Source organism: Limnobacter parvus, from assembly GCF_024623725.1.
Lineage (GTDB): Bacteria > Pseudomonadota > Gammaproteobacteria > Burkholderiales > Burkholderiaceae_B > Limnobacter > Limnobacter parvus.
The window spans coordinates 539783-560636 of record NZ_JANKHG010000017.1; the positions used below are offsets into that span (position 1 = coordinate 539783).

23 protein-coding genes are annotated in these 20854 nt (G+C 51.3%); 15 read left to right on the forward strand and 8 right to left on the reverse strand.

The annotated features are described in order from the left end of the window. Nucleotides 1–21: 21 nt before the first annotated feature. The 13 genes from fabF to nagZ all read left to right on the forward strand — a co-directional run bounded on the left by fabF (nucleotide 22) and on the right by nagZ (nucleotide 12808). Nucleotides 22–1260 carry a beta-ketoacyl-ACP synthase II gene (gene fabF, locus NSP04_RS09650; RefSeq protein ID WP_257512118.1) on the forward strand — a complete coding sequence of 413 codons (1239 nt, stop codon included), beginning with the start codon at nucleotides 22–24 and terminating at the stop codon, nucleotides 1258–1260. A gap of 396 nt (nucleotides 1261–1656) precedes the next feature. Beyond that, complete coding sequence (gene rpoE, locus NSP04_RS09655; protein WP_257512119.1) at nucleotides 1657–2259, forward strand: RNA polymerase sigma factor RpoE; 603 nt, start codon at nucleotides 1657–1659, stop codon at nucleotides 2257–2259. A 16-nt stretch (nucleotides 2260–2275) separates the two neighbouring features. Next, the gene (locus NSP04_RS09660) at nucleotides 2276–2926 is read left to right on the forward strand and encodes a sigma-E factor negative regulatory protein (protein WP_257512120.1); all 651 of its coding nucleotides are present in this window, start codon (nucleotides 2276–2278) and stop codon (nucleotides 2924–2926) included. A 37-nt stretch (nucleotides 2927–2963) separates the two neighbouring features. After that, nucleotides 2964–3944, forward strand: coding sequence for a MucB/RseB C-terminal domain-containing protein (locus NSP04_RS09665; protein ID WP_257512121.1), 981 nt, complete (start codon nucleotides 2964–2966; stop codon nucleotides 3942–3944). 15 nt (nucleotides 3945–3959) lie between these two features. Then, nucleotides 3960–5438 (forward strand): Do family serine endopeptidase, encoded by a 1479-nt coding sequence (locus tag NSP04_RS09670; RefSeq protein ID WP_257512122.1) that lies wholly within the window; start codon nucleotides 3960–3962, stop codon nucleotides 5436–5438. Nucleotides 5439–5589: 151 nt separating this feature from the next. Beyond that, nucleotides 5590–7383 (forward strand): translation elongation factor 4, encoded by a 1794-nt coding sequence (gene lepA, locus NSP04_RS09675; protein WP_257512283.1) that lies wholly within the window; start codon nucleotides 5590–5592, stop codon nucleotides 7381–7383. Nucleotides 7384–7385: 2 nt separating this feature from the next. Beyond that, entirely contained in the window at nucleotides 7386–8240 is an 855-nt protein-coding gene (gene lepB / locus NSP04_RS09680) for a signal peptidase I (protein ID WP_257512123.1), read from the forward strand. 20 nt (nucleotides 8241–8260) lie between these two features. Continuing rightward, nucleotides 8261–8977: a ribonuclease III gene (gene rnc / locus NSP04_RS09685; RefSeq protein ID WP_257512124.1), complete on the forward strand. Its 717-nt coding sequence runs from the start codon at nucleotides 8261–8263 to the stop codon at nucleotides 8975–8977. 2 nt (nucleotides 8978–8979) lie between these two features. Further along, the gene (gene era, locus NSP04_RS09690; protein WP_257512125.1) at nucleotides 8980–9876 is read left to right on the forward strand and encodes a GTPase Era; all 897 of its coding nucleotides are present in this window, start codon (nucleotides 8980–8982) and stop codon (nucleotides 9874–9876) included. Continuing rightward, nucleotides 9869–10606, forward strand: coding sequence for a DNA repair protein RecO (gene recO / locus NSP04_RS09695; protein WP_257512126.1), 738 nt, complete (start codon nucleotides 9869–9871; stop codon nucleotides 10604–10606). Before era ends, recO begins: the two co-directional genes overlap by 8 nt. Then, complete coding sequence (locus NSP04_RS09700; RefSeq protein ID WP_257512127.1) at nucleotides 10599–11339, forward strand: pyridoxine 5'-phosphate synthase; 741 nt, start codon at nucleotides 10599–10601, stop codon at nucleotides 11337–11339. Before recO ends, NSP04_RS09700 begins: the two co-directional genes overlap by 8 nt. Nucleotides 11340–11355: 16 nt before the next feature. Continuing rightward, nucleotides 11356–11766 carry a holo-ACP synthase gene (gene acpS / locus NSP04_RS09705; RefSeq protein WP_257512128.1) on the forward strand — a complete coding sequence of 137 codons (411 nt, stop codon included), beginning with the start codon at nucleotides 11356–11358 and terminating at the stop codon, nucleotides 11764–11766. Between the two features lie 19 nt (nucleotides 11767–11785). Continuing rightward, complete coding sequence (gene nagZ / locus NSP04_RS09710) at nucleotides 11786–12808, forward strand: beta-N-acetylhexosaminidase (protein ID WP_257512129.1); 1023 nt, start codon at nucleotides 11786–11788, stop codon at nucleotides 12806–12808. Between the two features lie 91 nt (nucleotides 12809–12899). Here the strand turns inward: nagZ and NSP04_RS09715 are convergent, their stop codons facing one another. The 5 genes from NSP04_RS09715 to NSP04_RS09735 are packed head-to-tail and all read right to left on the reverse strand — an operon-like array spanning nucleotide 12900 to nucleotide 16654. Next, nucleotides 12900–13682 (reverse strand): peptidylprolyl isomerase, encoded by a 783-nt coding sequence (locus NSP04_RS09715; protein ID WP_257512130.1) that lies wholly within the window; start codon nucleotides 13680–13682, stop codon nucleotides 12900–12902. A gap of 53 nt (nucleotides 13683–13735) precedes the next feature. Then, nucleotides 13736–14023, reverse strand: a complete 288-nt coding sequence (locus NSP04_RS09720) for a BolA family protein (RefSeq protein ID WP_257512131.1) — start codon at nucleotides 14021–14023, stop codon at nucleotides 13736–13738. A 2-nt stretch (nucleotides 14024–14025) separates the two neighbouring features. Continuing rightward, on the reverse strand, nucleotides 14026–14649 hold the full coding sequence (locus NSP04_RS09725) for a septation protein A (RefSeq protein WP_257512132.1): 624 nt from the start codon (nucleotides 14647–14649) through the stop codon (nucleotides 14026–14028). A gap of 31 nt (nucleotides 14650–14680) precedes the next feature. Further along, nucleotides 14681–15094 carry a peptide-methionine (R)-S-oxide reductase MsrB gene (gene msrB, locus NSP04_RS09730; protein ID WP_257512133.1) on the reverse strand — a complete coding sequence of 138 codons (414 nt, stop codon included), beginning with the start codon at nucleotides 15092–15094 and terminating at the stop codon, nucleotides 14681–14683. 36 nt (nucleotides 15095–15130) lie between these two features. Continuing rightward, on the reverse strand, nucleotides 15131–16654 hold the full coding sequence (locus NSP04_RS09735) for a protein adenylyltransferase SelO (protein WP_257512134.1): 1524 nt from the start codon (nucleotides 16652–16654) through the stop codon (nucleotides 15131–15133). A gap of 95 nt (nucleotides 16655–16749) precedes the next feature. Here NSP04_RS09735 and NSP04_RS09740 point away from each other — a divergent pair, with 95 nt between their 5' ends. Next, a complete protein-coding gene (locus NSP04_RS09740; RefSeq protein ID WP_257512135.1) occupies nucleotides 16750–18387 on the forward strand; it encodes a 3-(methylthio)propionyl-CoA ligase in 1638 nt (545 codons plus the stop codon). A gap of 57 nt (nucleotides 18388–18444) precedes the next feature. Then, on the forward strand, nucleotides 18445–18747 hold the full coding sequence (locus NSP04_RS09745) for a Dabb family protein (protein ID WP_257512136.1): 303 nt from the start codon (nucleotides 18445–18447) through the stop codon (nucleotides 18745–18747). 27 nt (nucleotides 18748–18774) lie between these two features. On the opposite strand, the gene NSP04_RS09750 is transcribed toward NSP04_RS09745, so the two are convergent. Genes NSP04_RS09750 through ygfZ form a run of 3 tightly spaced genes read right to left on the reverse strand, consistent with a single transcriptional unit; the run spans nucleotide 18775 to nucleotide 20803 of the window. Next, a complete protein-coding gene (locus NSP04_RS09750; protein WP_257512137.1) occupies nucleotides 18775–19575 on the reverse strand; it encodes an NRDE family protein in 801 nt (266 codons plus the stop codon). Further along, nucleotides 19575–19892 carry a DUF4936 family protein gene (locus NSP04_RS09755; RefSeq protein ID WP_257512138.1) on the reverse strand — a complete coding sequence of 106 codons (318 nt, stop codon included), beginning with the start codon at nucleotides 19890–19892 and terminating at the stop codon, nucleotides 19575–19577. The genes NSP04_RS09750 and NSP04_RS09755 overlap by 1 nt, the downstream gene beginning before the upstream one ends. Further along, on the reverse strand, nucleotides 19889–20803 hold the full coding sequence (gene ygfZ / locus NSP04_RS09760) for a CAF17-like 4Fe-4S cluster assembly/insertion protein YgfZ (protein ID WP_257512139.1): 915 nt from the start codon (nucleotides 20801–20803) through the stop codon (nucleotides 19889–19891). Before ygfZ ends, NSP04_RS09755 begins: the two co-directional genes overlap by 4 nt. Nucleotides 20804–20854: the final 51 nt, after the last annotated feature.

Genomic DNA, 20854 nt, shown 5'->3' on the forward strand with positions numbered 1-20854 from the left:
CATTGGATAAAGGGAGGGCTTGTGAGCCGTAGACGTGTTGTTATTACCGGTTTGGGCATCATCAGCCCTGTGGGTAATTCTGTAAGCGAGGCTTGGACAAGCCTGACCCAGGGCAAATCTGGCATTTCAACCATTACCCGTTTTGAGACAGAGGCCCTGACCGCAAAAATTGCCGGCGAAGTCAAAGGCTTCGACGTGGCAGAATACATTCCAGGTAAAGAAGCCGCACGCATGGATACTTTTATCCATTACGGCTTGGCTGCCGGTATTCAGGCCTTCAAAGACTCTGGTCTGGAAGTGACCGAACAAAATTCTGAACGAATCGGGGTAAGCATTGGGTCGGGTATTGGTGGTTTGCCAATGATCGAAGACACACACACCGATTTGATCAATAAAGGCTACCGTCGAATTTCCCCATTCTTCGTACCGGGCAGCATCATCAATATGATCTCGGGTCACATGTCCATTATGTATGGCTTAAAAGGCCCGAACATTGCGATGGTTACGGCTTGCACCACAGGTACGCATTCCATCGGTGAAGCGGCGCGAATCATTGAGTACGGCGACGCCGATGTAATGGTTGCGGGTGGCGCTGAATCCACAGTTTCGCCTTTGGGTATCGGTGGATTTGCCGCCATGCGGGCGCTGTCGACTCGAAACGACGACCCAACAGCCGCCAGCCGCCCTTGGGACAAAGACCGTGATGGTTTTGTGCTGGGTGAGGGTGCCGGTGTATTGGTGCTCGAAGAATACGAACATGCGAAAAAGCGCGGCGCCAAAATTTATGGCGAGGTTGTTGGATACGGAATGAGTGCTGATGCCAGCCACATGACCGCGCCCTGTGCAGACGGTGACGGTGCGGCACGCTGCATGAAAGCCGCTTTGCGCAACGCGGGCATGAACCCTGAAGACGTGAATTACGTGAACGCTCATGGCACTTCCACGCCGCTTGGCGACGTGGCAGAAACCATGGCTGTGAAACGTGCTTTGGGCGACCACGCCTTCAAAACCGTTGTCAATTCAACAAAAAGCATGACAGGGCATTTGCTGGGTGCAGCGGGCGGAATTGAAGCAGTGTTTACTGCCTTGGCGGTACACAATCAGGTTTCTCCACCCACAATCAACCTGCTGGAAGCGGGTGAAGGCTGTGATCTGGACTATTGCGCCAACACTGCGCGCGACATGACCATTAAACTGGCCTTGTCCAACTCCTTCGGCTTTGGCGGTACCAACGGTACCTTGGCCATTGCAAGGGTGTAACGGGGCGATCCTTGTCAAACACTCAGTCGGGCAGCATTTTGAATGAATTCACATTCGCTGCCCGAATTGCATCTGTGCTTTCTGGATTTCGCAGGGTAGTCGTGCGGTTCAGTATGCTCGACGAACTCGATCCGGTTGTGAAATTCGACCCTCGCTTTTATCTTGTGGAGTCTCAAGATTCAATCGAAACCGTGCGCACTTTGAAACTCTCCCGGGCTTGGTCAATGCCCCTGGGCGTATTCCTGTTCATGGCGAAGCCCAGTTCGTTCAATTTGCATACCATGTTTGTACCTGCCTCCAGTCCACAGATTGCAATGCCTCGTGCAGTTCTGAATCGCATGCAGGCACAGCAGTCCTTCGAAAAAACATCACTTTCCACTTATTTTTGGAGGATGCATGTCCTCCGATAAAGACGAAGATCTGCTAATTGTTCAGCGCGTTCAAGCGGGCGACAAGTTGGCATTCAATTTACTGGTCAACAAATACCACAGGCGTGTGGGTCGTTTGTTAACGCGCATGGTCCGTAATCAGGAAGACATTGAGGACGTGGTTCAGGAAACCTTTATCAAGGCCTACCGCGCCATTGGCAACTTCCGCGGAGACAGTGCCTTCTACACCTGGATATACCGAATCGCGATTAATACTGCCAAAAATTTGTTGGTGACTCAGGGCAGGCGACCTTCTACCTTGAAAGAACCAAATGATGGCGACAATGAAACTTTTGAAGACAATGCCGCTCTTAGTAACATTGATACGCCTGAATCGTTGTACCAAACCAAGCAGATTGGCGAGGCGGTGAACGAGGCCATGGCGGCGTTGCCTGAAGAATTGAGGTCTGCCATCGTGATGCGAGAAATCGATGGCCTGAGTTATGAAGAAATTGCAGCAGCAATGGATTGCCCAATCGGCACTGTTCGATCCCGGATCTTCCGGGCTCGTGAAGCGATCGCGGTGAGGATCAAGCCGCTGTTGGAGCCCAAGGGTAGCAAGCGTTGGTAAACCGGTGAGTAAAGTGATGAATAGAAACGAACAAATTTCCGCGATGTTGGACGGCGAGCTTGAAGAGGCTGAGTTGAAAGCAATTTTGTCGGCGATGGCCGACGAAGAAGTGCAAACTTGGCGAGCTTTTAGTGCAGTCGGTGACTTAATTCGATCAAGCGACATGGCCGCGTTTCATTCCCCAACGCTTCTTGACCGTATTCAGGCCAGCCTGAATGAGGAACCGACGGTGTTTGCGCCAGTATTGGCAACGGCCGTTGCCCGGCAGTCGACAATCCAAAGACTTTTCAACGCTGGGCGTTCCCGCCGCTTGATTGCATCGGTGGCCGCGGTTGGGTTTTTCAGTTTTGCCCTGAACCAGGCTATTCCTCCTTTGGACAGCCAGGTGCAAATGGTTCGCACCCAAACCATGAACAACACGATTAGTGATGAAGAACTGGCCTTGTGGCAGGAATACTTCATGGCTCACCAGCAGAACAGCATCCGAGGCGGTTTATCTGGAGTATCGCCAATTGCTCGCGTGGAAGCTGATCGCCCAACATTGAACAACACCGAACGCGTTATTTTGAACAATGCGCAGGCGGCTGACTGGATGAATGTCTGGGAGCCATCACCGTATGGCGCTGACCCATCTGTTCAGTTTAATTATGTGTCTTCAAGCCGTTGATTGAAGAGTTTGTGCCAACCCCAGTGACGACCATGCCATGAAGATGTACCGCCCCTTGAATTTAGCCAAACACGCGATGGCGGGCCTTGTTCTGGCGGCCTCAGCATTTTCTGTGCAAGCAGACTCTGGTTTGTGGAGTTTGGTGTGGGCCAGTCATGACCAAGCAAAAGTCCTAAACTATTCTGGTTTGCTGATCACCGAATCAGGCAAGCACTCACAAACTAGCAAGTTACAACATCAGTCCACCAGCGGGGGCGAATTCGAGGTGCTTGAGCGACTAGACGGACAACCGGCCAAGTGGATTCGACACAACGATCAAATCCAGTGTGTAATTCCTGACAGAAAAATGATCCTAACGGAGCGTCGGCACACCTCGATCGCCTTTCCCCGCGTGTTGGCTGGTGAGGACGGCGGTAATGGACTGGAGAAGCTTTACAACATCAGCGAGATGCCAGGTCAAAGGGTGGCAGGCAGGGCGGTTCGCGTGTTGAAGTTAACCCCAAAGGACGACATGCGTTATGAATATCGTCTGTACATTGATCGTGAAAACAATTTGTTAATGCGTTCTGAACTCCATTCACCAAAAGGCGAGGTTCTGGAGAACATTGGATTCAAGGAAATTACTTTTGAGCCCACTGTGATTGAAAACCCCGCATTGGTGAAAGCCGGGCCCGGATGGCGTACTAGCAGCACCGAAGTAAGAAAAATGTCGCCGGAAGAGTTGACTTATGATTTGCCAGATCTGGCCTTTGGTTTCAAAAAGGCTGACACAGTTTGCCGTGTGAAAAGCAAGGATGAGCTTATTCATCAAACTGTGTATTCAGATGGATTGTCGACTCTGTCGGTGTTTATTCAGAAGCACAACGCGGGTCAGTCCATGCCACAAGTGCCGATGAGCCACGGCGCAGTCATGTCAAAATCGGAAACACAAGGGCAGCACCTGGTGACTGTCTTGGGCGAAGTGCCCGAAAAAACCTTGGGACTTTTTTTAAAGTCTGTTCGTTGGAAGTCTCAATAACAAGGAAATTTTTAAATGAGATCTGAAGTGTTGAATTCCGGAAAAACAATTTCAATCGCCTTTTTTTTGTTGGCGATAATTCTGACTGTGTGGGCAGTTCCTGCACCAGCGCAGACAAATACGCGGGGCTTGCCCGATTTTTCTGATCTCGTAGATCGGGTTGGACCCGCTGTGGTGAACATTCGCACCACACAGAAGGTCAGTCAAAACCCTCAAGGTTTTCCTGGCTTTCCTGGCATGGATCCCAATGATCCATTTTTTGAATTTTTCCGTCGATTCATGCCACCCGGCACACCCATGCCAGGCCAGCCAGGTCAAACGCCTCGTCCCGGGCAGCAGCAAGCACCTGAACGTGAAGTACCGAGCGGTGTGGGTTCAGGGTTTGTAATTGACGCCGATGGCTTTCTTTTGACGAATCACCATGTGGTAGACGGTGCCGATTCCATCATTGTGACCTTTCCGGATAATCGCGAGTTCAAGGGCAAGGTGATTGGTTCTGATCAGCGCACCGATGTTGCCTTGGTAAAGATTGAGGGGAAGAATTTTCCGTTTTTGAAAATTGGTAACGTGGCTAACACCAAAGTCGGTCAGTGGGTGGTTGCCATTGGTTCACCATTCGGCCTTGAAAACTCGGTGACCGCAGGTATTGTCAGTGCCAAGGGCCGTGATACGGGTGAATACCTGCCGTTTATTCAAACGGATGTGGCAGTGAACCCAGGCAACTCGGGCGGACCGTTGTTAAATCTGGATGGTGAGGTTATTGGCATCAACTCACAGATTTACAGCCGTACCGGTGGCTTCATGGGCATTTCATTTGCGATCCCGATTGACGAGGCCACGCGTGTGGCCAAGCAACTGCGCGAGAACGGCAAAGTGAGTCGAGGCCGTATTGGTGTGGGTATTGGCGAGGTGGACAAGGATGTGGCCAAAGCGCTGGGTCTTGACTCGGCGGTGGGCGCACTTGTTGGCTCGGTTGGCAAAGACAGTCCAGCTGAAAAAGCGGGCGTGATAGCTGGCGACATCATCTTGCGGTTCGATGGAAAGAAGGTGGTGAAAGCTTCGGACCTTCCGCGGATCGTTGGAGAAACAAAGCCCGGTTCAAAGGTGAACATGGTGCTGTGGCGTAAAGGCGCCGAAAAAACAGTGGCGATTACCGTGGTTGAATTTGAAACTGAAACTGCGAAGGCGACGCCTGCACCTGTTGAAAAGCCCAAGGCTGCGGAAGCGGACAAATTCGGTTTGACTGTGGGTGAGCCAACCGCGCAGGAAAAGTCGACTTTGAATTTGACGGGCGGTGTCGTGGTGCGCAATGCAGTTGGCGTGGCAGCTGCGGCGGGCGTGGCGGCTGGTGACGTTATCCTGCGGGTTGGCCGTTCAGATGTTGGCAGCGCCAAGCAGTTCGCGGACTTAGTCAACGCGGTGCCCAAAGGGCAGGCCACACCCATGTTGGTGCGCCGAGGTGAAAATTCATTCTTTGTGGTTCTAACGCCCTGATTCATTTCGTCCCTCGGTGCATGCCTGTGATGCGTGCCACATCGAGGCTAGGGGCCTTGCGAAATATGCTGTAAAGCAAGGCCTGATCAGGTAAAATAAGACGTTACCGAAATTTCCAGGGGGCCAAGCAGCCCCCTTTTTAATGATGCAAATGCAGCACATACGTAATTTTTCAATCATCGCCCACATTGATCACGGGAAATCCACGCTGGCGGATCGTTTGATCCAAACCTGCGGCGGGCTTAGTGACCGGGAAATGGATTCCCAAGTGCTTGACTCAATGGACATTGAACGAGAACGCGGTATTACCATCAAAGCGCAAACCGCAGCCCTTTCGTACAAAGCCAAAGACGGTAACACCTACTTGCTGAATTTGATTGACACTCCGGGGCACGTTGACTTTTCCTATGAGGTAAGTCGTTCTTTGTCGGCCTGTGAAGGCGCGCTATTGGTGGTGGATGCTTCACAGGGTGTGGAGGCCCAAACAGTGGCCAACTGTTACACCGCACTCGACCTGGGTGTAGAAGTGCTGCCTGTGTTGAATAAAATCGATTTGCCGCAAGCCGACCCCGAAAATGCCAAATCTGAAATTGAAGACGTAATTGGTATTGACGCATCCGAGGCAATCGCCATTTCGGCCAAGACCGGTGTTGGAATTGCCGATGTGTTGGAGTTGATTGTCAACAAGGTTCCGCCGGCACGAGGCAGCCGTGAGGCGCCACTGCAAGCCTTGATTATTGACAGCTGGTTCGACAACTATGTGGGTGTTGTCATGTTGGTTCGTGTGGTCAACGGCGTATTGAACCGAAAGGACAAAATCAAGTTGATGGCCACTGGCGACACCTATATTGCCGACGACGTGGGTGTGTTCACACCAAAATCGATTGCCCGCGATTCATTGTCAGCCGGTGAGGTGGGTTACATCAATGCAGGCATTAAAATGCTTGAAAGTGCGAAGGTGGGCGACACGGTAACCTTGGCTGGCAAGCCAGCAGACAAGCCGTTGCCCGGCTTCAAGGAAGTGCAATCCCAAGTATTTGCTGGCCTGTTCCCAGTTGAATCAAATCAATATGAGGCTTTGCGCGAGGCGCTTGACAAGCTGCGCCTAAACGATGCTGCTCTGAATTACGAACCCGAAGTGTCGCAAGCACTGGGTTTTGGCTTCCGCTGCGGTTTTCTGGGTATGCTGCACATGGACATTGTACAGGAACGTCTGGAACGCGAATTTGACATGGATTTGATCACCACTGCGCCCACGGTGGTTTATGAAATCAGACAGCGAGATGGCACGATATTGCGTTGCGACAACCCGTCGAAAATGCCAGATCTGAGCAAGGTCGACGAAATCCGAGAACCGATCGTGATTGTTAACTTGTTGATGCCTCAGGAATATGTGGGTTCGGTAATGACCTTGTGCACCGGCAGGCGCGGTACGCAAACCAACATGGTTTACCACGGTCGACAAGTAAGGCTGACTTTCGAGATGCCAATGGCGGAAATCGTGCTCGATTTCTTTGACAAGTTGAAGTCGACATCGCGCGGCTATGCATCGATGGACTATGCATTCAAAGAATACCGTCCCGCCGACATTGTGAAAGTGGACATGTTGATCAATGGCGAGAAAGTAGACGCCCTGTCGATCATGGTTCACCGGAGTAATTCAATTTACCGAGGCCGTGCCGTGGCTGGGAAAATGCGTGAGATTATTTCAAGGCAGATGTTTGATGTGGCCATTCAGGCCGCAATTGGTGCGAACATCATTGCCCGTGAAACCGTGAAGGCCTTGCGTAAAAACGTGCTGGCAAAATGTTATGGTGGCGACATATCCCGAAAGAAAAAACTGCTCGAAAAACAAAAAGCCGGTAAAAAACGAATGAAACAAGTGGGCAATGTGGAAATTCCCCAAGAAGCATTCTTGGCTATTCTACAAGTGGAAGACAAATAACAATGAATTTTTCCCTGATTCTGTTTTTGCTGGTGTTGTTCACCGGCTTTTTTTATGTGCTTGATGTTTTTGTTTTCAAGCCAAAACGAAAAATGGCTGCCGAACAGGCTTTGGCTGGGACGGCGGCTGGTGGTGAGGCGGAAAGACGCATCCGCAACCAATACATGAAGCAACCAATTTGGCTTGAGTACAGTGCCAGTTTCTTCCCTGTTATTCTGTTTGTTTTTGTGTTGCGGTCTTTCGTGGTGGAGCCTTTCAAGATTCCATCGGGGTCGATGATCCCCACCTTGTTGATTGGCGACCTGATTTTGGTGAACAAATTCACCTACGGTATTCGTTTGCCAATCATCGACAAAAAAATTATTGAAGTGTCAGACCCGCAAAGGGGGGATGTCATGGTTTTTCGTTACCCGCTGGATCCTTCGCTTGATTACATCAAACGAGTGATCGGTGTGGGTGGCGATGTAGTGGAGTATCGCAACAAAAAACTGTCTTTAAATGGCAAAACGTTGCCAGTCAAAGAGCTCGACAAGTACTACGACCCAAACAGTTTTTCTTATTCCTTGCAGTACCAAGAGGTATTGGGTGGCAAGAAACACTTGGTGCTGAATGATGAAGATGCACCACCGTATGTCATCGGTGCACAAACTTTCAAAAATCGCGACAATTGCAAATACGATGTGAACGGGTTTCGCTGTGTGGTGCCACAGGGGCATTATTTCATGATGGGCGACAATCGAGACAATTCCAGTGACAGCCGGATTTGGGGTTTCGTGTCAGACGAGCAAGTGGTTGGCAAGGCATTTTTGGTGTGGATGAACTTCAACGACTTTTCCCGAATTGGCCTTTTCCACTAAGGCCAGGCAGGAGGTTTTGCATGGAGCAGTCTAAATACGCCAGCCTTGAGGCTGCACTGGGGTACCAGTTCAGAGATCAGGGGTTGCTGCGGGTTGCCTTGACGCATCGAAGCTATTGCAGCCAGCACAATGAGCGTCTTGAGTTTCTGGGCGACAGTGTGCTGAATTGCGCGGCCTCAATTTTGCTGTTTGAAACGCACCCCGATATGGATGAAGGCAAAATGTCCCGGGTGCGTTCTCACTTGGTGAAACAAGAATGCTTGGCCCTGATCGGCCGCAATTTGGCGTTGGATCAGTACCTGTTTTTGGGCGCTGGCGAGCTTCGAAGTGCTAAAACCATCAAGGAAAGCATTGTTGCCGATGCTCTGGAAGCGCTATTTGGAGCGATTTTGCTGGATGCAGGCTTTGAGGCAGCACGCGATTGCGTCATTCGCTTATTGACCCCTGTGGTGTTGGAAACACCGATCGAGTCCATGGGCAAAGACCCCAAGACCCGTCTACAAGAGTTGCTGCAAGGCAAACGCATGAAGTTGCCTGTCTACAATGTGCTGGTAGAGGGCGGTACATCCTCCAGCCCTGAATTCAGTGTGGAGTGTACTGTGGAGGACATTGAAATTACCCAGTTGGGCCAAGGTCATTCAAGGCGGGTGGCAGAGCAGCACGCCGCACAAGCGGTGCTTATCGAACTACTTGAGCGGGAGTATTCTGATCCCAATCAAGCCAGCAGGAGGCAATGAACATGGCCGAATCCAAGTGCGGTGTAATTGCCGTGGTAGGGCGCCCCAATGTGGGCAAATCTACACTGATGAATGGAATGATTGGTGAACACCTGTCGATTACTTCCAGCAAACCGCAAACTACACGCCACCGTGTGTTGGGCGTAATGACTGAAACTGTGAAAGACGTGCCCACGCAGTTTATTTTCGTGGACACTCCCGGTTTTCAAACCAAGCATTCCAACGCCCTGAACAAAACCATGAACCGCGCGGTGTTAACCGCCTTGGCGGATGTGAATGTGATTTTGTGGGTGATTGAGCAGGGCAAACTAATGCCTGCTGACATGAAAGTGCTGGAGCTGTGCCCCAAGGGCGTACCATTGGTTGCCGTGGTGAACAAGGTGGACTTGCTAGAGAAGAAAAACGAAGTGCTGCCTTTTCTGCAAAAGGTGAGCGGCCAGCGTAACTTCGATGCGATCGTGCCTTTGAGCGCGCAAACCAACAAGAATCTGGACAGTCTGAAGGAAGCTGTATCTGCTTTGTTGCCCGAGCAGCCTTTCTTTTACGACGAAGACACGTTGACGGATCGGCCAGAGAAGTTCCTAGCCGCTGAACGAATTCGGGAAAAACTGTTTCGTTTGGTGGGCGATGAATTGCCTTACACCTGCACAGTGGTGATCGACAAATTTGAAATTGAGGAAGGCCGACGCGTTATTTTCGCGTCAATTTTAGTGGATCGTTCTTCTCACAAAGCGATGATTATCGGTAAGGGTGGCGAAAAACTGAAACGCATTGGTTCCGAGGCACGCCAAGACATGGAGCGCCTTTTTGGCGGCAGTGTTCATCTTGAAACCTGGGTGAAGGTTCGCAGTGGCTGGGCGGACAATGCAACTTTGCTGCAAACCCTGGGGTATGAATAACCCCCGATCCAATTCGGATTTGGCCTATGTGCTGCACAGCGTGCCGTACAAGGAAACCAGTTTGATTGTGGAATTGTTCTGCAAAGAACATGGGCGCATGCCGGTGGTTGCCAAAGGGGCCAAGCGGCCGCACTCGGGTTTGCGTGCGGTGCTGGTCAGTTTTCAGCCCCTGTCGGTACGTTTTACAGGTAAATCGGATGTTAAAACCCTGACCCAAGCTGAATGGATGGGTGGTTTGATGTCGCCAGATGGCAAGGCGTTGTTTGCCGCTTACTACCTGAACGAATTGCTGATGCGCGGTTTGGGTCGGGAAGACAATCACCCTGAACTGTTTGATTTGTATCAGCAAACCTTGATTGGACTGGTGGCCGGTGAAGACATGAATGTGTGTATTCGCCGTTTCGAAGTGGGTTTGCTTCAAGCACTGGGTTACGGCTTTGATTGGCAATTTGATGCACAAGGCAGGGACATTGAGTCCGATAGTGCTTATGTGTGGCAAGATCAAGTGGGCTGGACTACCTCGAACGGGTTAAATGTAGGCAATTTGCAGAACGGTCTCGTTGAACAAATGGTCCAAGGACACTGGATGGTCGAGATTCAACAGGGCCTGTGGTCGAAAGCCGCCGCGAGTGCTTTGAAGCCGATTACCCGTCGATTGCTTTTAGCCCATGTTGCGCCCAATGGTTTGATGTCTAGAGTCTGGATGGAGCATTTGTTAAGACATGATTGAACTTGGTGTAAATATTGATCACGTGGCCACCATTCGCCAAGCGCGCAGGGGGCATGAGCCCGATCCATTGCAGGCTGCATTGTTGGCTGAGGAATTCGGTGCTGACGCGATTACTGTGCATGTGCGTGAAGATCGCCGACACATGCAGGACGACGACGTGCGGCGCATTCGCCCGCAAATCAGTACGCGTCTGAATTTTGAATGTGCTGTGGTTGAGGAAATGATTCGCCTGGTTGAGGAAATCAAGCCGCAGGATGTGTGCTTTGTGCCTGAACGCCGGGAAGAGGTGACGACCGAGGGTGGCCTGGATGTCATTGGTGGATTTCACTTGATTGCACCTGCGGTGGCCCGTCTGAAGGACCAAGGAATGCGAATTTCACTGTTCATTGACCCGGATATGGATCAGATCGAGGCAGCCCTGAAATGTGGTGCTGATGCGATTGAACTGCACACCGGTAGTTATGCCCATGCCACGGGTTCACTTTTGGACCTTGAGTTAGCCAGAATTCGAAAAGCCGCCAATTTCGGGGCTGCCGAGGGTTTGCGAGTGAACGCCGGGCACGGCTTGAATTATGACAATGTACAAGCAGTTGCCGCGATCGAAACCATTGCAGAATTGAACATTGGACACAGCATTGTGGCCAATGCGGTGTTTATGGGCTGGGAAGCTGCGATCAAGAAGATGAAAGAACTGATGATTAAAGCGAAGTTAGAAGCAATTCGACCGAGATAAAGGCAAGGTGCTTGGAATGATTGATGAAGTGTTGGGCCTTGGGTGCGACATTCTCGAAATCGAGAGAATTGAGAATTTGCTTCGAAAAGGGCATGAAAGTTTCATCAAGCGGGTGCTAACGCCAGAGGAAATTGCTGAATATGAGCGCCGATCAGACAAATCGGCCCCAAGAGGTATTTTGTACATCGCCACGCGTTACTGCGCAAAAGAAGCATTTTCAAAAGCCATGGGAACGGGCGTTGGCGAGCATTTTTCATTTCAGGACCTTTCGGTGCTTAATGACGAATTTGGACGCCCCCTTTTGGTCTATTCCACCCGATTGACCCAGTGGTTACAATCACGCAGGGCTTGTGCACAAGTATCAATCAGCGATGAGCAGCATTACGCAATGTCGACTGTTATTTTATATTCAAAAACAATAGGTTAGCTAAAGGAATTAATTCGCCATGTTAGGTCCGTTCATCGTTGGTTTAACAGGTTTAACTTTGTCCCAAGAAGACATCGCGCACATCAAGAATCCGGCTGTAGGCGGTTTGATTCTATTTTCCAGAAACTTTGAAAGTAAGGCCCAACTTATTGATTTGGTGGAATCTATTCGTAAAAACGGTGGAGAAAATAAACCGGTTTTTGTGGACCACGAGGGCGGGCGTGTACAGCGATTCCGGGAGGGGTTTACGGCCATTCCTTCCATGCGTCAAATTGGTCAGCGAGCAGAGGTGGATTTCGATGATGCGGTTTCACTGGCGCGAGAAGCTGGGTTTGTAATGGCAGCGGAACTACGCGCCTGTGGCATTGACATGAGTTTTGCCCCGGTGCTGGATCTGGATTGGGGCAACAGTGAAATTATTGGCGACCGTTCTTTTGGTAAAGACGCGCGCATGGTATCGCGCCTTTCGTCCGCATTGATGAACGGTATGGCTTTGGCTGGCATGCAAGCCTGTGGAAAGCATTTTCCAGGTCATGGTTGGGTTCAGCTGGATAGTCATTTGGCATTGCCACATGACACGCGTTCCCTGAATGAAATTTTGAAAGTGGATGCCTTGCCTTACCAATTGAACAGCACGCTTAACATGGCCAGCATTATGCCGGCACATGTGGTGTATTCCGAGGTAGACCCGAAACCGGCTTGTTTTTCAAGTTTCTGGATTGAAGAAGTGTTGCGCGTGAAGTTCAGTTTTGATGGCGCTGTGATTAGTGACGACTTGGATATGGTGGGTGCACACGGAGTAGGGGACATTCGCGCCCGCGCCAGTGCGGCCCTGCAAGCTGGTTGTGACGCTGTTTTGGTGTGCAATAACTTTGACGACATCGAAACACTGGTGAATAATCCAGTCCCCCAAGTAAATGAGAACAAAGAGGTTCGTGATCGGCGCTTGCGTCGCCTGTTGTCGGGCAGTTCTTTGGATTGGTCTAGCTTGAGGCAGACTTACATGTATCAGGCTGCCATCGATCGCATCACGACACTTTGATGAAATTGGACAGAAAATAAGAAAAGCCGCCGAATCGTAGGATCTGGCGGCTTTTTAATTGAGTCAACGTCAAGTGCTTGCTAAAAAGGCCTTACTGAACCTTGGCGTTTGACATTAACTTGCCTTGATACTCATCCCACTTGTCGTTGATCATTTTCTGTTCAAGTTGTGGGCGAATTTCTTCCAGTTTGGGTGGAGTTGCTTCTCGGGTGTCTGCCAGCAGAATGACGTGGTAACCAAACTGGCTTTTCACAGGCGTTTTTGTGTATTCGCCTTTTTTCAAACCGACCATGGCCTGCGAAAACTCGGGCACGAAGCTGTTTGGATTGGCCCAATCCAGGTCGCCGCCAGTTTGCGCCGAACCGGGGTCTTTCGATTTGGTTTTGGCCAACTCTTCAAATTTTCCACCTTTACCCAACTGGTCAATAATTGCTTTGGCTTCGGCTTCCTGTTCAACCAGAATGTGGCTGGCGCGGAACTCGCTGCCGCCCATCATCTTGGCGATTTCAGCGTAGGCGTCTTTGACCTCTTTGTCGGTCAGCTTGGTGTTCTTGTAGAAATCTTCACGCAGGGCATTGGCCAGAATGGCCTGATTCATCATTTGAACCTGGTACTTCACTTCAGGAGCGCTGCTCAAGCCTTTTTTCACGGCTTCCTGCTTCATCACTTCCTGATTAATAAGTTCCTGCCGAATGGTGGAACGCATTTCAGGTGAGGCGGCTTGTCCACGTTTTTCCTGCTCGGCCATGATGAAGTCGACCAAGGCGCTTGGGATGGACTGGCCGTTCACCACGGCTGCATTTTGAGCGTGTACGGGGGTGCCCAGAACCAAAACAGCGGCCAGACAAGTTGCTTTCAATGTGGTTTTCAACATAACAAAATAACCTTGTTTTTCAGAGAGTTAATACGGGTGGTCTAAGCCGCTGCCTAAGACGCGTTTCTTGGGGCTTCCTCAGCGGAATCCTCAGTTGAATCAATGGCCAAAGCGTGAATTTCTTTTTTCATCCAATCTGCCAAAGCATCATACACGAGACGATGGCGCGCTAAGGTTCTTAGCCCATTGAAGCGGGCAGACTTCAGTTTCACGCGGTAGTGCCGCCCACCAGACTTCGCGCCCTCATGCCCAGCATGCAAGTGTGATTCGTCGATTACTTCAACTTCAGCCTCCAGGCTGGTTTCAAGTCTTTGCTTGATGTCTTCACTGGTCACAGTCATTTTTACTTGGCCTCGCTGCTTTCTTTCATGTGCTTGGACATGTAGATCCCTTGCCCAACCACGAACACCAAAGTGGCCCCCAATGAACCAAACAATTTGAAGTCAACCCACACCTCAGTTGAAAAGGTGTAAGCGACCACAATGTTCAAAACGGCCATGACCACAAAAAAGCTGACCCAAGCCCACAACAAAGTAGCCCAGGCATGGGCGGGAAGGTCAACTTGGCCTTTCATCATCATTTCGATGGGGTTGCGCTTGAATGCGTAAGCGATCAGGAAACCAGCTGCCATGGCCAGGTAAAGGACGGTTGGCTTCCACTTGATGAAAGTTTCGTTTTGCAAAATCAAGGTGGCGCCACCGAATACAGCGATCAGGGCCAGCCCAATCCACTGCATGTTTTCTACCTTCTTGCCAGTGGCTTTCTGGTAAATGATTTGCAGCACCGTGGCCAAAATGGCAACCACCGTGGCCAGCAAAATCGGCAATTGGGCGGTTTGAATTTCAGCGCTGGAAACACTGGTCAAGAGGGGTTCGAGCAAAGATTGTGTTTGTTCTAAGTTACTGCCAGCCCATTTAAAGCTGACGAAGAACAGAACAATTGGAAGAAAGTCGAGTAGCAGTTTCATGTTGTAGTTGTGGTGTTGTTGCGCTGAAAAATTATGCCGATGAATCACTAGCAAAAGGCTCAAAAGCCAGGCTGACTGAGTTGATGCAATAGCGCAGGCCCGTTGGCGCTGGCCCGTCTTCAAACACGTGGCCCAAATGCGAATCACATATTTTACAGGTCACTTCGGTGCGAACCATGCCGTAACTGCGGTCTGAGTGTTCCTCCACGTTGTCGGGGTTCAGTGGCGCGAAGTAACTGGGCCAGCCGCAGCCAGAATCAAATTTAGTGTCAGAAGCAAACAAGGGGGTGCTGCAACAAACACAGCGGTATATGCCGGGTTCGTGGTGGTCCCAATATTCGCCGGTAAAGGCGCGCTCAGTACCTTTTTTGCGGGTTACTTCAAAGCTGGTGGGCGTTAGTTCTTCGCGCCACTGTTCTTCAGTTTTTACTACTTTCTCAACCATTTCATCGTCTCCATGGTGACTTATTCATGCGCCGCTTCAAGACGAACAGCTTAGCACCAGTGTTTTTGCCCAGTCGGGCGGTTCGGCGGTGTATTCAGCTGGCAATTGCGCTGCACTGTAAGGATCAGACAGCGCTGCGAACAATCGGTTCACCTCGGTAAAATCGCCTTGTTGAGATTGCTCAATGGCGTTTTGCAGCAAGTGATTGCGCAATATGAAGGCCGGGTTGACCAGGTTCAACTGCGCTTGCCAGGCTGAAACTTCCACCTGCTTGTTTACCTGCAAAAGCCATTCATTCAGCCAAAGTTTCGCATTGTTCACCTGGTCTTCATCGCCCAAAGCCAAGGGAAAGAATGTACTTTTTTGCCAGGCGGCGAAGTTGTCCGCCGCGCTGGCTTGCGGATTCAATGCGGCGAGCGAACGGAAAAAGCGCGTGAAATCAAGCTTGTGTTCATGCATGAATTTCAGGGTGTTTTCAATCAGGGTGTCAGCCGACTCGCCTTGCTCTACAGACAACCCAAGCTTTCTCGCGAATAGGGCGCTGTGTTCGGTGTGAAATACATCGGCAAACCCATCGAGCAGGTTTTGCAGGTTTTCTTTGCTGTCGGGAATCAGTGGGCTAAGGGCCTGGGCCAGTGCATACAGGTTCCAGTGGGCAATGCGGGGCTGGTTGCGGTAGCTGTAGCGGCCCTGGTGGTCGGAATGGTTGCAAATGTGGTCAATATCAAACCCATCAATAAAACCATAGGGGCCGTAATCGATGGTCAGGCCCAGCAAACTCATGTTGTCGGTGTTCATCACGCCGTGGCAAAACCCCACGGCCTGCCATTGGGCCACCATGCGGGCGGTGCGTTCAACCACGATTTTCAACCAGGCCAGCAAACCTTTGTGAAAACTTTCCTCAGATTCACCCAGGTCAATTTCAGGGTGATGCTGCTCAATGTGCCAGGTCAACAGGTTGCGCAGTGCGTCGAGCTGATTGGTGTAGCAGAAAAACTCCACATGTCCGAATCGCATGAAACTTTCACTGACGCGGCACACAATGGCGGCGGTTTCCGTGGTTTCGCGAAATACGGGGTCGGCACTGGCAGTCAGGCTGAGTGCGCGGGTGGTGGGTATGCCCAGCGCATGCATGGCTTCAGACGCCAAATATTCACGAATCGAGGAACGCAGCACGGCGCGGCCGTCGGCATGGCGGGAATAGGGTGTGGGGCCAGCACCTTTCAATTGCAGCTGGCGGTATTGCTTGCCTTTGCGTATTTCAGCGATCAGCAAGGCACGGCCATCGCCCAGTTGCGGCACAAATTGGCCAAACTGGTGGCCACAATACACGCTGGCCTGGCTTTGGTAGCCGGGAAAGGGCGTGTTGCCGGAAAGCGCATCAATGCCCTGTGTGCTGCTTAATTGCTCAACATTCAAGCCAATTTCCGAAGCCAATTCGGTGTTCAGGTGCAGCAGGCTGGGGGGCGTACGAAGTGGCGTGGCCGGTACCGCGGCCAAATACGGCGCGCCCAAACTTGCGTATTCCTGAACCAAAATAGAATCGTGATTATGAAACAAAGGGTGGTCCTGCAGTATAGTTTCGGTAAACAACCCCACCATTGTAGTCGGGGAAGGCGACAGAACACACGAATGACCTGGAGGAGAGACCGCAAATGCAAGGTTTGATGATGAATATGCCCCTGTTGATTTCATCGGTGATGGAACACGCAGAACGGCATCACCCACATGCTGAAATTGTTTCACGCCGCACGGAAGGCGACATTCACCGCACCACCTACGGGCAGGTGGCCAGGCGCACCAAGCAGTTGGCCAATACATTGACCAGTTTGGGGGTGCAGCAGGGTGAGAACATTGCCACGCTGGCCTGGAACGGTTACCGCCACGTGGAAATTTACTACGCGGTATCGGGGATGGGCGCTGTGGTGCACACCCTGAATCCGCGTTTGTTTCCCGAGCAGTTGGTGTACATCATCAACCATGCGAAAGACACCATGGTGTTTTTCGACAGCACCTTTGCCCCCTTGGTGAAAGCGATTGCGCCTGCTTGCCCCACTGTAAAACGGTGGGTGCAAATGTGTGATGAAGCTGCCATGCCTCCCGAGCCTGCAGTGGCAGGTTGCCTGAATTACGAGGCTTTGATCAAAGACGCTTCTGAACACTATGTGTGGCCACAACTGGATGAAAACGCTGCTTCAGGGCTGTGTTACACCTCAGGTACAACCGGTAACCCCAAAGGTGCGCTGTATTCACATCGCTCAACTGTGTTGCACGCCATGGCTGCCTGCACGCCAGATGCCTTGGGTTTGAGCAGCCGAGACACGATTTTGCCTGTGGTGCCCATGTTCCATGTGAACGCTTGGGGTATTCCATACATTGCCTTGATGACAGGCGCCAAAATGGTGATGCCCGGCGGTGCTTTGGACGGTGCTTCAATTTACGAACTGCTGGAAAGCGAGAAGGTGAATTTCTCAGCCGGTGTGCCCACGGTGTGGTTGGGCCTGCTGAACCATGTTCAGCAAAACGGGCTGAAGTTCACGTACTTTAACCGAACTGTAATTGGTGGCTCTGCTGCGCCTGAAGCCATGATTAAAACCCTGAACAGCCTGGGTGTGGAAGTGATCCACGCTTGGGGCATGACCGAGCTTTCACCCCTGGGCACTGTGTGCCGTTTGAAGGCTCAACACCAGGACTTGTCGCTGGAAGACAAGCAAAAAATCATGCAAAAGCAGGGTACCGCAATCTTTGGTGTGGACATGAAAATTGTCAGCGATGACGGCGAAGAATTGCCGTGGGACGGCGAGGCCTTTGGCGACTTGCTGGTGCGCGGCCACTGGGTAATCGACAGCTACTATGGCGGCGAAGGTGCCAAAGCATTCACCACCGACAAAGATGGCAAAAAGTGGTTTGCCACTGGCGACGTGTCGAAGATCAACCACGAAGGCTTCATGCAGATTACCGACCGAAGCAAAGATGTAATTAAATCTGGCGGGGAATGGATCAGCTCCATCGACCTGGAAAACGTGGCCATGGCCCACCCGGCGGTGCATGAAGCGGCGGTAATCTCCGTGTACCACCCAAAGTGGGACGAGCGGCCGTTGCTGGTGGTGGTTCGCAAGCCCGGTGCAGAAGTAACGCGTGAGGAATTGCTGAATTTCTACGAAGGCAAGGTGGCCAAATACTGTTTGCCCAACGATGTGACGTTTGTGGATGAACTGCCGCACACTGCGACTGGTAAACTTCAGAAGCTAAAACTGCGTGAGCAGTTTAAAGACTACAAGTTGCCCAATTAAGGTTACCCAACTAAGGTTGCCCAACCAAAGTTATTCAATCAATTCTAGAGAAGTTCAATGATCAAGCACATCGTATTATGGCAGTTGAAAGACGAAGCCCTTGGCAACAACAAGGCCCGCAATATGGAACTGGTGAAAGAAAAGTTAATGACCTGCGCCAATATTGTTCCGGGTATTGTGGACTTTGAAGTGGGCTTGGGCGGAACCAGCCTGGAGTGCACCTACGACGTGGTGTTGTACTCCACTTTCGAGAACAAGGCTGCTTTGGACGCTTACGCGGTTCACCCCACTCACGAAGCCATCAAAAGCTTTATCGGCGAGGTGCGCAGCGCGCGCCAGTGCATGGACTACGAAGTCTAAAAAAGCGTTAATTTAAAAAGCATTAAGTCAAAGCTTGGGCGGTAGGGGTATTTCAAACCTTTGCTGCCCACTTTCATTTCCGGCCGGGTTGAAGGTAATTTCGGTGAAATGAACCGTGTTGTTGTGGTCCAGTAGCACGACCGCGCTTGACCGGGTGCCATACAAAGGCGACACAATTTTCACAGCCGACAACATTTTTTCCCACTCGTAAGGCACGCCCGTGCTGGGAAGTTGATCATCGGCGGCAAGGCTCGTGTTGGCCAACAAATCAAATAAAGCCGATTCCAATTCCTTGATGGTTATAGCTTGTGTATTCGGGGTTTCAAGCTGTGATTTCAGGCCCGCTTCTAGCTTGCGGGTTTTGGGCCAAGGTGCGCCAAAGTGTCCGTTTGAAAGGCTGTGAATGCCTTGATTAAGCGATACCGTAAATGGCAAATCATTCTGCAGTTTCAAGCCTTGATTGCTGGTGCAACTGAAAACCAGACTGTTCAAATTGCCGTGAATCAGGTTAAAGCCCGCATATCCAAGCGCATTTTCCTTGCTGGGGCCTTTGCCTGTGGCAATGGAATTCACAACCAGCTCGCCACGCGTGGGGGCAGTTGCGGGCATGTTCAAGGCGGAATTGCGTACATTGGTTAGCAAAGCAAATTCACTATTGGTACCCACCCCCAACCAGGCACCGCCCGATTGCAAGTCCTTTCCAGCAACCATGGTGGAATTCCAAACATGCAATGGGGCAGTGGGGCGGTTGTGAAACTCATCGCGATTGGCGACACAAATGAATGGAAAATCAGGGTGCGCGTTCAGCGCCACCGCGGCCAAGCACATTATTTACTACCCTTAGCGCCGACAGGGCTGAATACCTCGACATGCCGACTTGGTGGGTTGGGCAGCAGTGCGAAACTGGCCGCGGCCTGTATCTGCACTTTTCGCGTGAACTCTTCGATGTGATCCGCGTGCGCCGTGGCTGGGGTAATTACTTCCATCAATGTGAAGTAGGGCTTGTCGGCTTCCTCGCGCTGAAACAGCTCACCGCTTCCCAGCCCCTGATTCTTCAATGCATCCATCAGCTGGCCCGCGCAGGTCAGACCCAAGGCAATGTCTGCCTTGGGAATTCGGTAGTAAATGAACAGTTGGCGCATCATGCAACTTCAAACACATTGCCTTTCTGATGCACATCGTAAGGTGGCGCATTCACCTGCAGGCTGACTTCACCCAAATCATTTTTGACTGTGAATGTGGCCCCTGCCTGTTCCGTATCACCCACGGCCAATTCAACCAACAGGTGTTGCACGCCATTGTGTGAAACAGCGGTGGCCACTTGCCCAGCGGGTTCGTTTTCTTTACCGGCCAGCCAAACATCTTGTCCGGCCAGTACAAGCACATCTGAATTGGCAGTGGCCTGAAACACGCGGCGTTTTACCTTGCCCAGGTAGTGGCTGCGTGCCACGATTTCCTGACCGGGATAACAACCTTTGCTGAAACTGACACCACCCACCAGGTCAAAATTAATGGCTTGTGGAATGAACATTTCAACTGTGGCCTGCGACACGTAGGCGATACCCAACTGCTGCAGGGCAAATTCGAACGCATCGTCTGCTTCAGCCTGTTCTAACGCCCCAGTGGCTGCAACTAGCTGAAACCCCGGTGTAGTACCGTTTAGCTGGCGCAGGCTGGCAGTGGCATTTTTAACGTCGGCTGAGTCTTCCCACTGCACACGCATGGGTGCCACCAAGGCGGAATCTGGCAAATAGGCAAGCTTGTATTCAGCAGTGCAATCGCGCACCTTGCACTTGCTGCGCAACACAAACATGCTTAGGCGCTTCACCAGTGCGGGTATGGTTTCCTTGCGGCACATCAAAAACACTTGTTTGCCGTGACGCAGTACAAAAAAACTACCCAGCAGGCGGCCTTTGGCGGTGCACAGCCCGGCCATGCGCAGCTGGCTTTCGGCCATGCCAGCCACATCGTTGCTCAATTGTGCTTGCAGAAATGCCACTGCATCGTCACCTTCTACGCCGATAACACCCCAACGTGATAAAAACTGTGCAGACATACTGAAATCCTTTGTGTCGAACAAAACAAACCTGCGTTGATCACGGGCAAA

Bases quoted from the DNA above. Each gene is read 5' to 3' on its own strand.
- rpoE (WP_257512119.1), top strand. From the start codon at position 1,657: ATGTCCTCCGATAAAGACGAAGATCTGCTAATTGTTCAGCGCGTTCAA.
- NSP04_RS09660 (WP_257512120.1), top strand. From the start codon at position 2,276: ATGAATAGAAACGAACAAATTTCCGCGATGTTGGACGGCGAGCTTGAA.
- NSP04_RS09665 (WP_257512121.1), top strand. From the start codon at position 2,964: ATGAAGATGTACCGCCCCTTGAATTTAGCCAAACACGCGATGGCGGGC.
- NSP04_RS09670 (WP_257512122.1), top strand. From the start codon at position 3,960: ATGAGATCTGAAGTGTTGAATTCCGGAAAAACAATTTCAATCGCCTTT.
- lepA (WP_257512283.1), top strand. From the start codon at position 5,590: ATGCAGCACATACGTAATTTTTCAATCATCGCCCACATTGATCACGGG.
- lepB (WP_257512123.1), top strand. From the start codon at position 7,386: ATGAATTTTTCCCTGATTCTGTTTTTGCTGGTGTTGTTCACCGGCTTT.
- rnc (WP_257512124.1), top strand. From the start codon at position 8,261: ATGGAGCAGTCTAAATACGCCAGCCTTGAGGCTGCACTGGGGTACCAG.
- era (WP_257512125.1), top strand. From the start codon at position 8,980: ATGGCCGAATCCAAGTGCGGTGTAATTGCCGTGGTAGGGCGCCCCAAT.
- recO (WP_257512126.1), top strand. From the start codon at position 9,869: ATGAATAACCCCCGATCCAATTCGGATTTGGCCTATGTGCTGCACAGC.
- NSP04_RS09700 (WP_257512127.1), top strand. From the start codon at position 10,599: ATGATTGAACTTGGTGTAAATATTGATCACGTGGCCACCATTCGCCAA.
- acpS (WP_257512128.1), top strand. From the start codon at position 11,356: ATGATTGATGAAGTGTTGGGCCTTGGGTGCGACATTCTCGAAATCGAG.
- nagZ (WP_257512129.1), top strand. From the start codon at position 11,786: ATGTTAGGTCCGTTCATCGTTGGTTTAACAGGTTTAACTTTGTCCCAA.
- NSP04_RS09715 (WP_257512130.1), bottom strand. From the start codon at position 13,682: ATGTTGAAAACCACATTGAAAGCAACTTGTCTGGCCGCTGTTTTGGTT.
- NSP04_RS09720 (WP_257512131.1), bottom strand. From the start codon at position 14,023: ATGACTGTGACCAGTGAAGACATCAAGCAAAGACTTGAAACCAGCCTG.
- NSP04_RS09725 (WP_257512132.1), bottom strand. From the start codon at position 14,649: ATGAAACTGCTACTCGACTTTCTTCCAATTGTTCTGTTCTTCGTCAGC.
- msrB (WP_257512133.1), bottom strand. From the start codon at position 15,094: ATGGTTGAGAAAGTAGTAAAAACTGAAGAACAGTGGCGCGAAGAACTA.
- NSP04_RS09740 (WP_257512135.1), top strand. From the start codon at position 16,750: ATGCAAGGTTTGATGATGAATATGCCCCTGTTGATTTCATCGGTGATG.
- NSP04_RS09745 (WP_257512136.1), top strand. From the start codon at position 18,445: ATGATCAAGCACATCGTATTATGGCAGTTGAAAGACGAAGCCCTTGGC.
- NSP04_RS09750 (WP_257512137.1), bottom strand. From the start codon at position 19,575: ATGTGCTTGGCCGCGGTGGCGCTGAACGCGCACCCTGATTTTCCATTC.
- NSP04_RS09755 (WP_257512138.1), bottom strand. From the start codon at position 19,892: ATGATGCGCCAACTGTTCATTTACTACCGAATTCCCAAGGCAGACATT.
- ygfZ (WP_257512139.1), bottom strand. From the start codon at position 20,803: ATGTCTGCACAGTTTTTATCACGTTGGGGTGTTATCGGCGTAGAAGGT.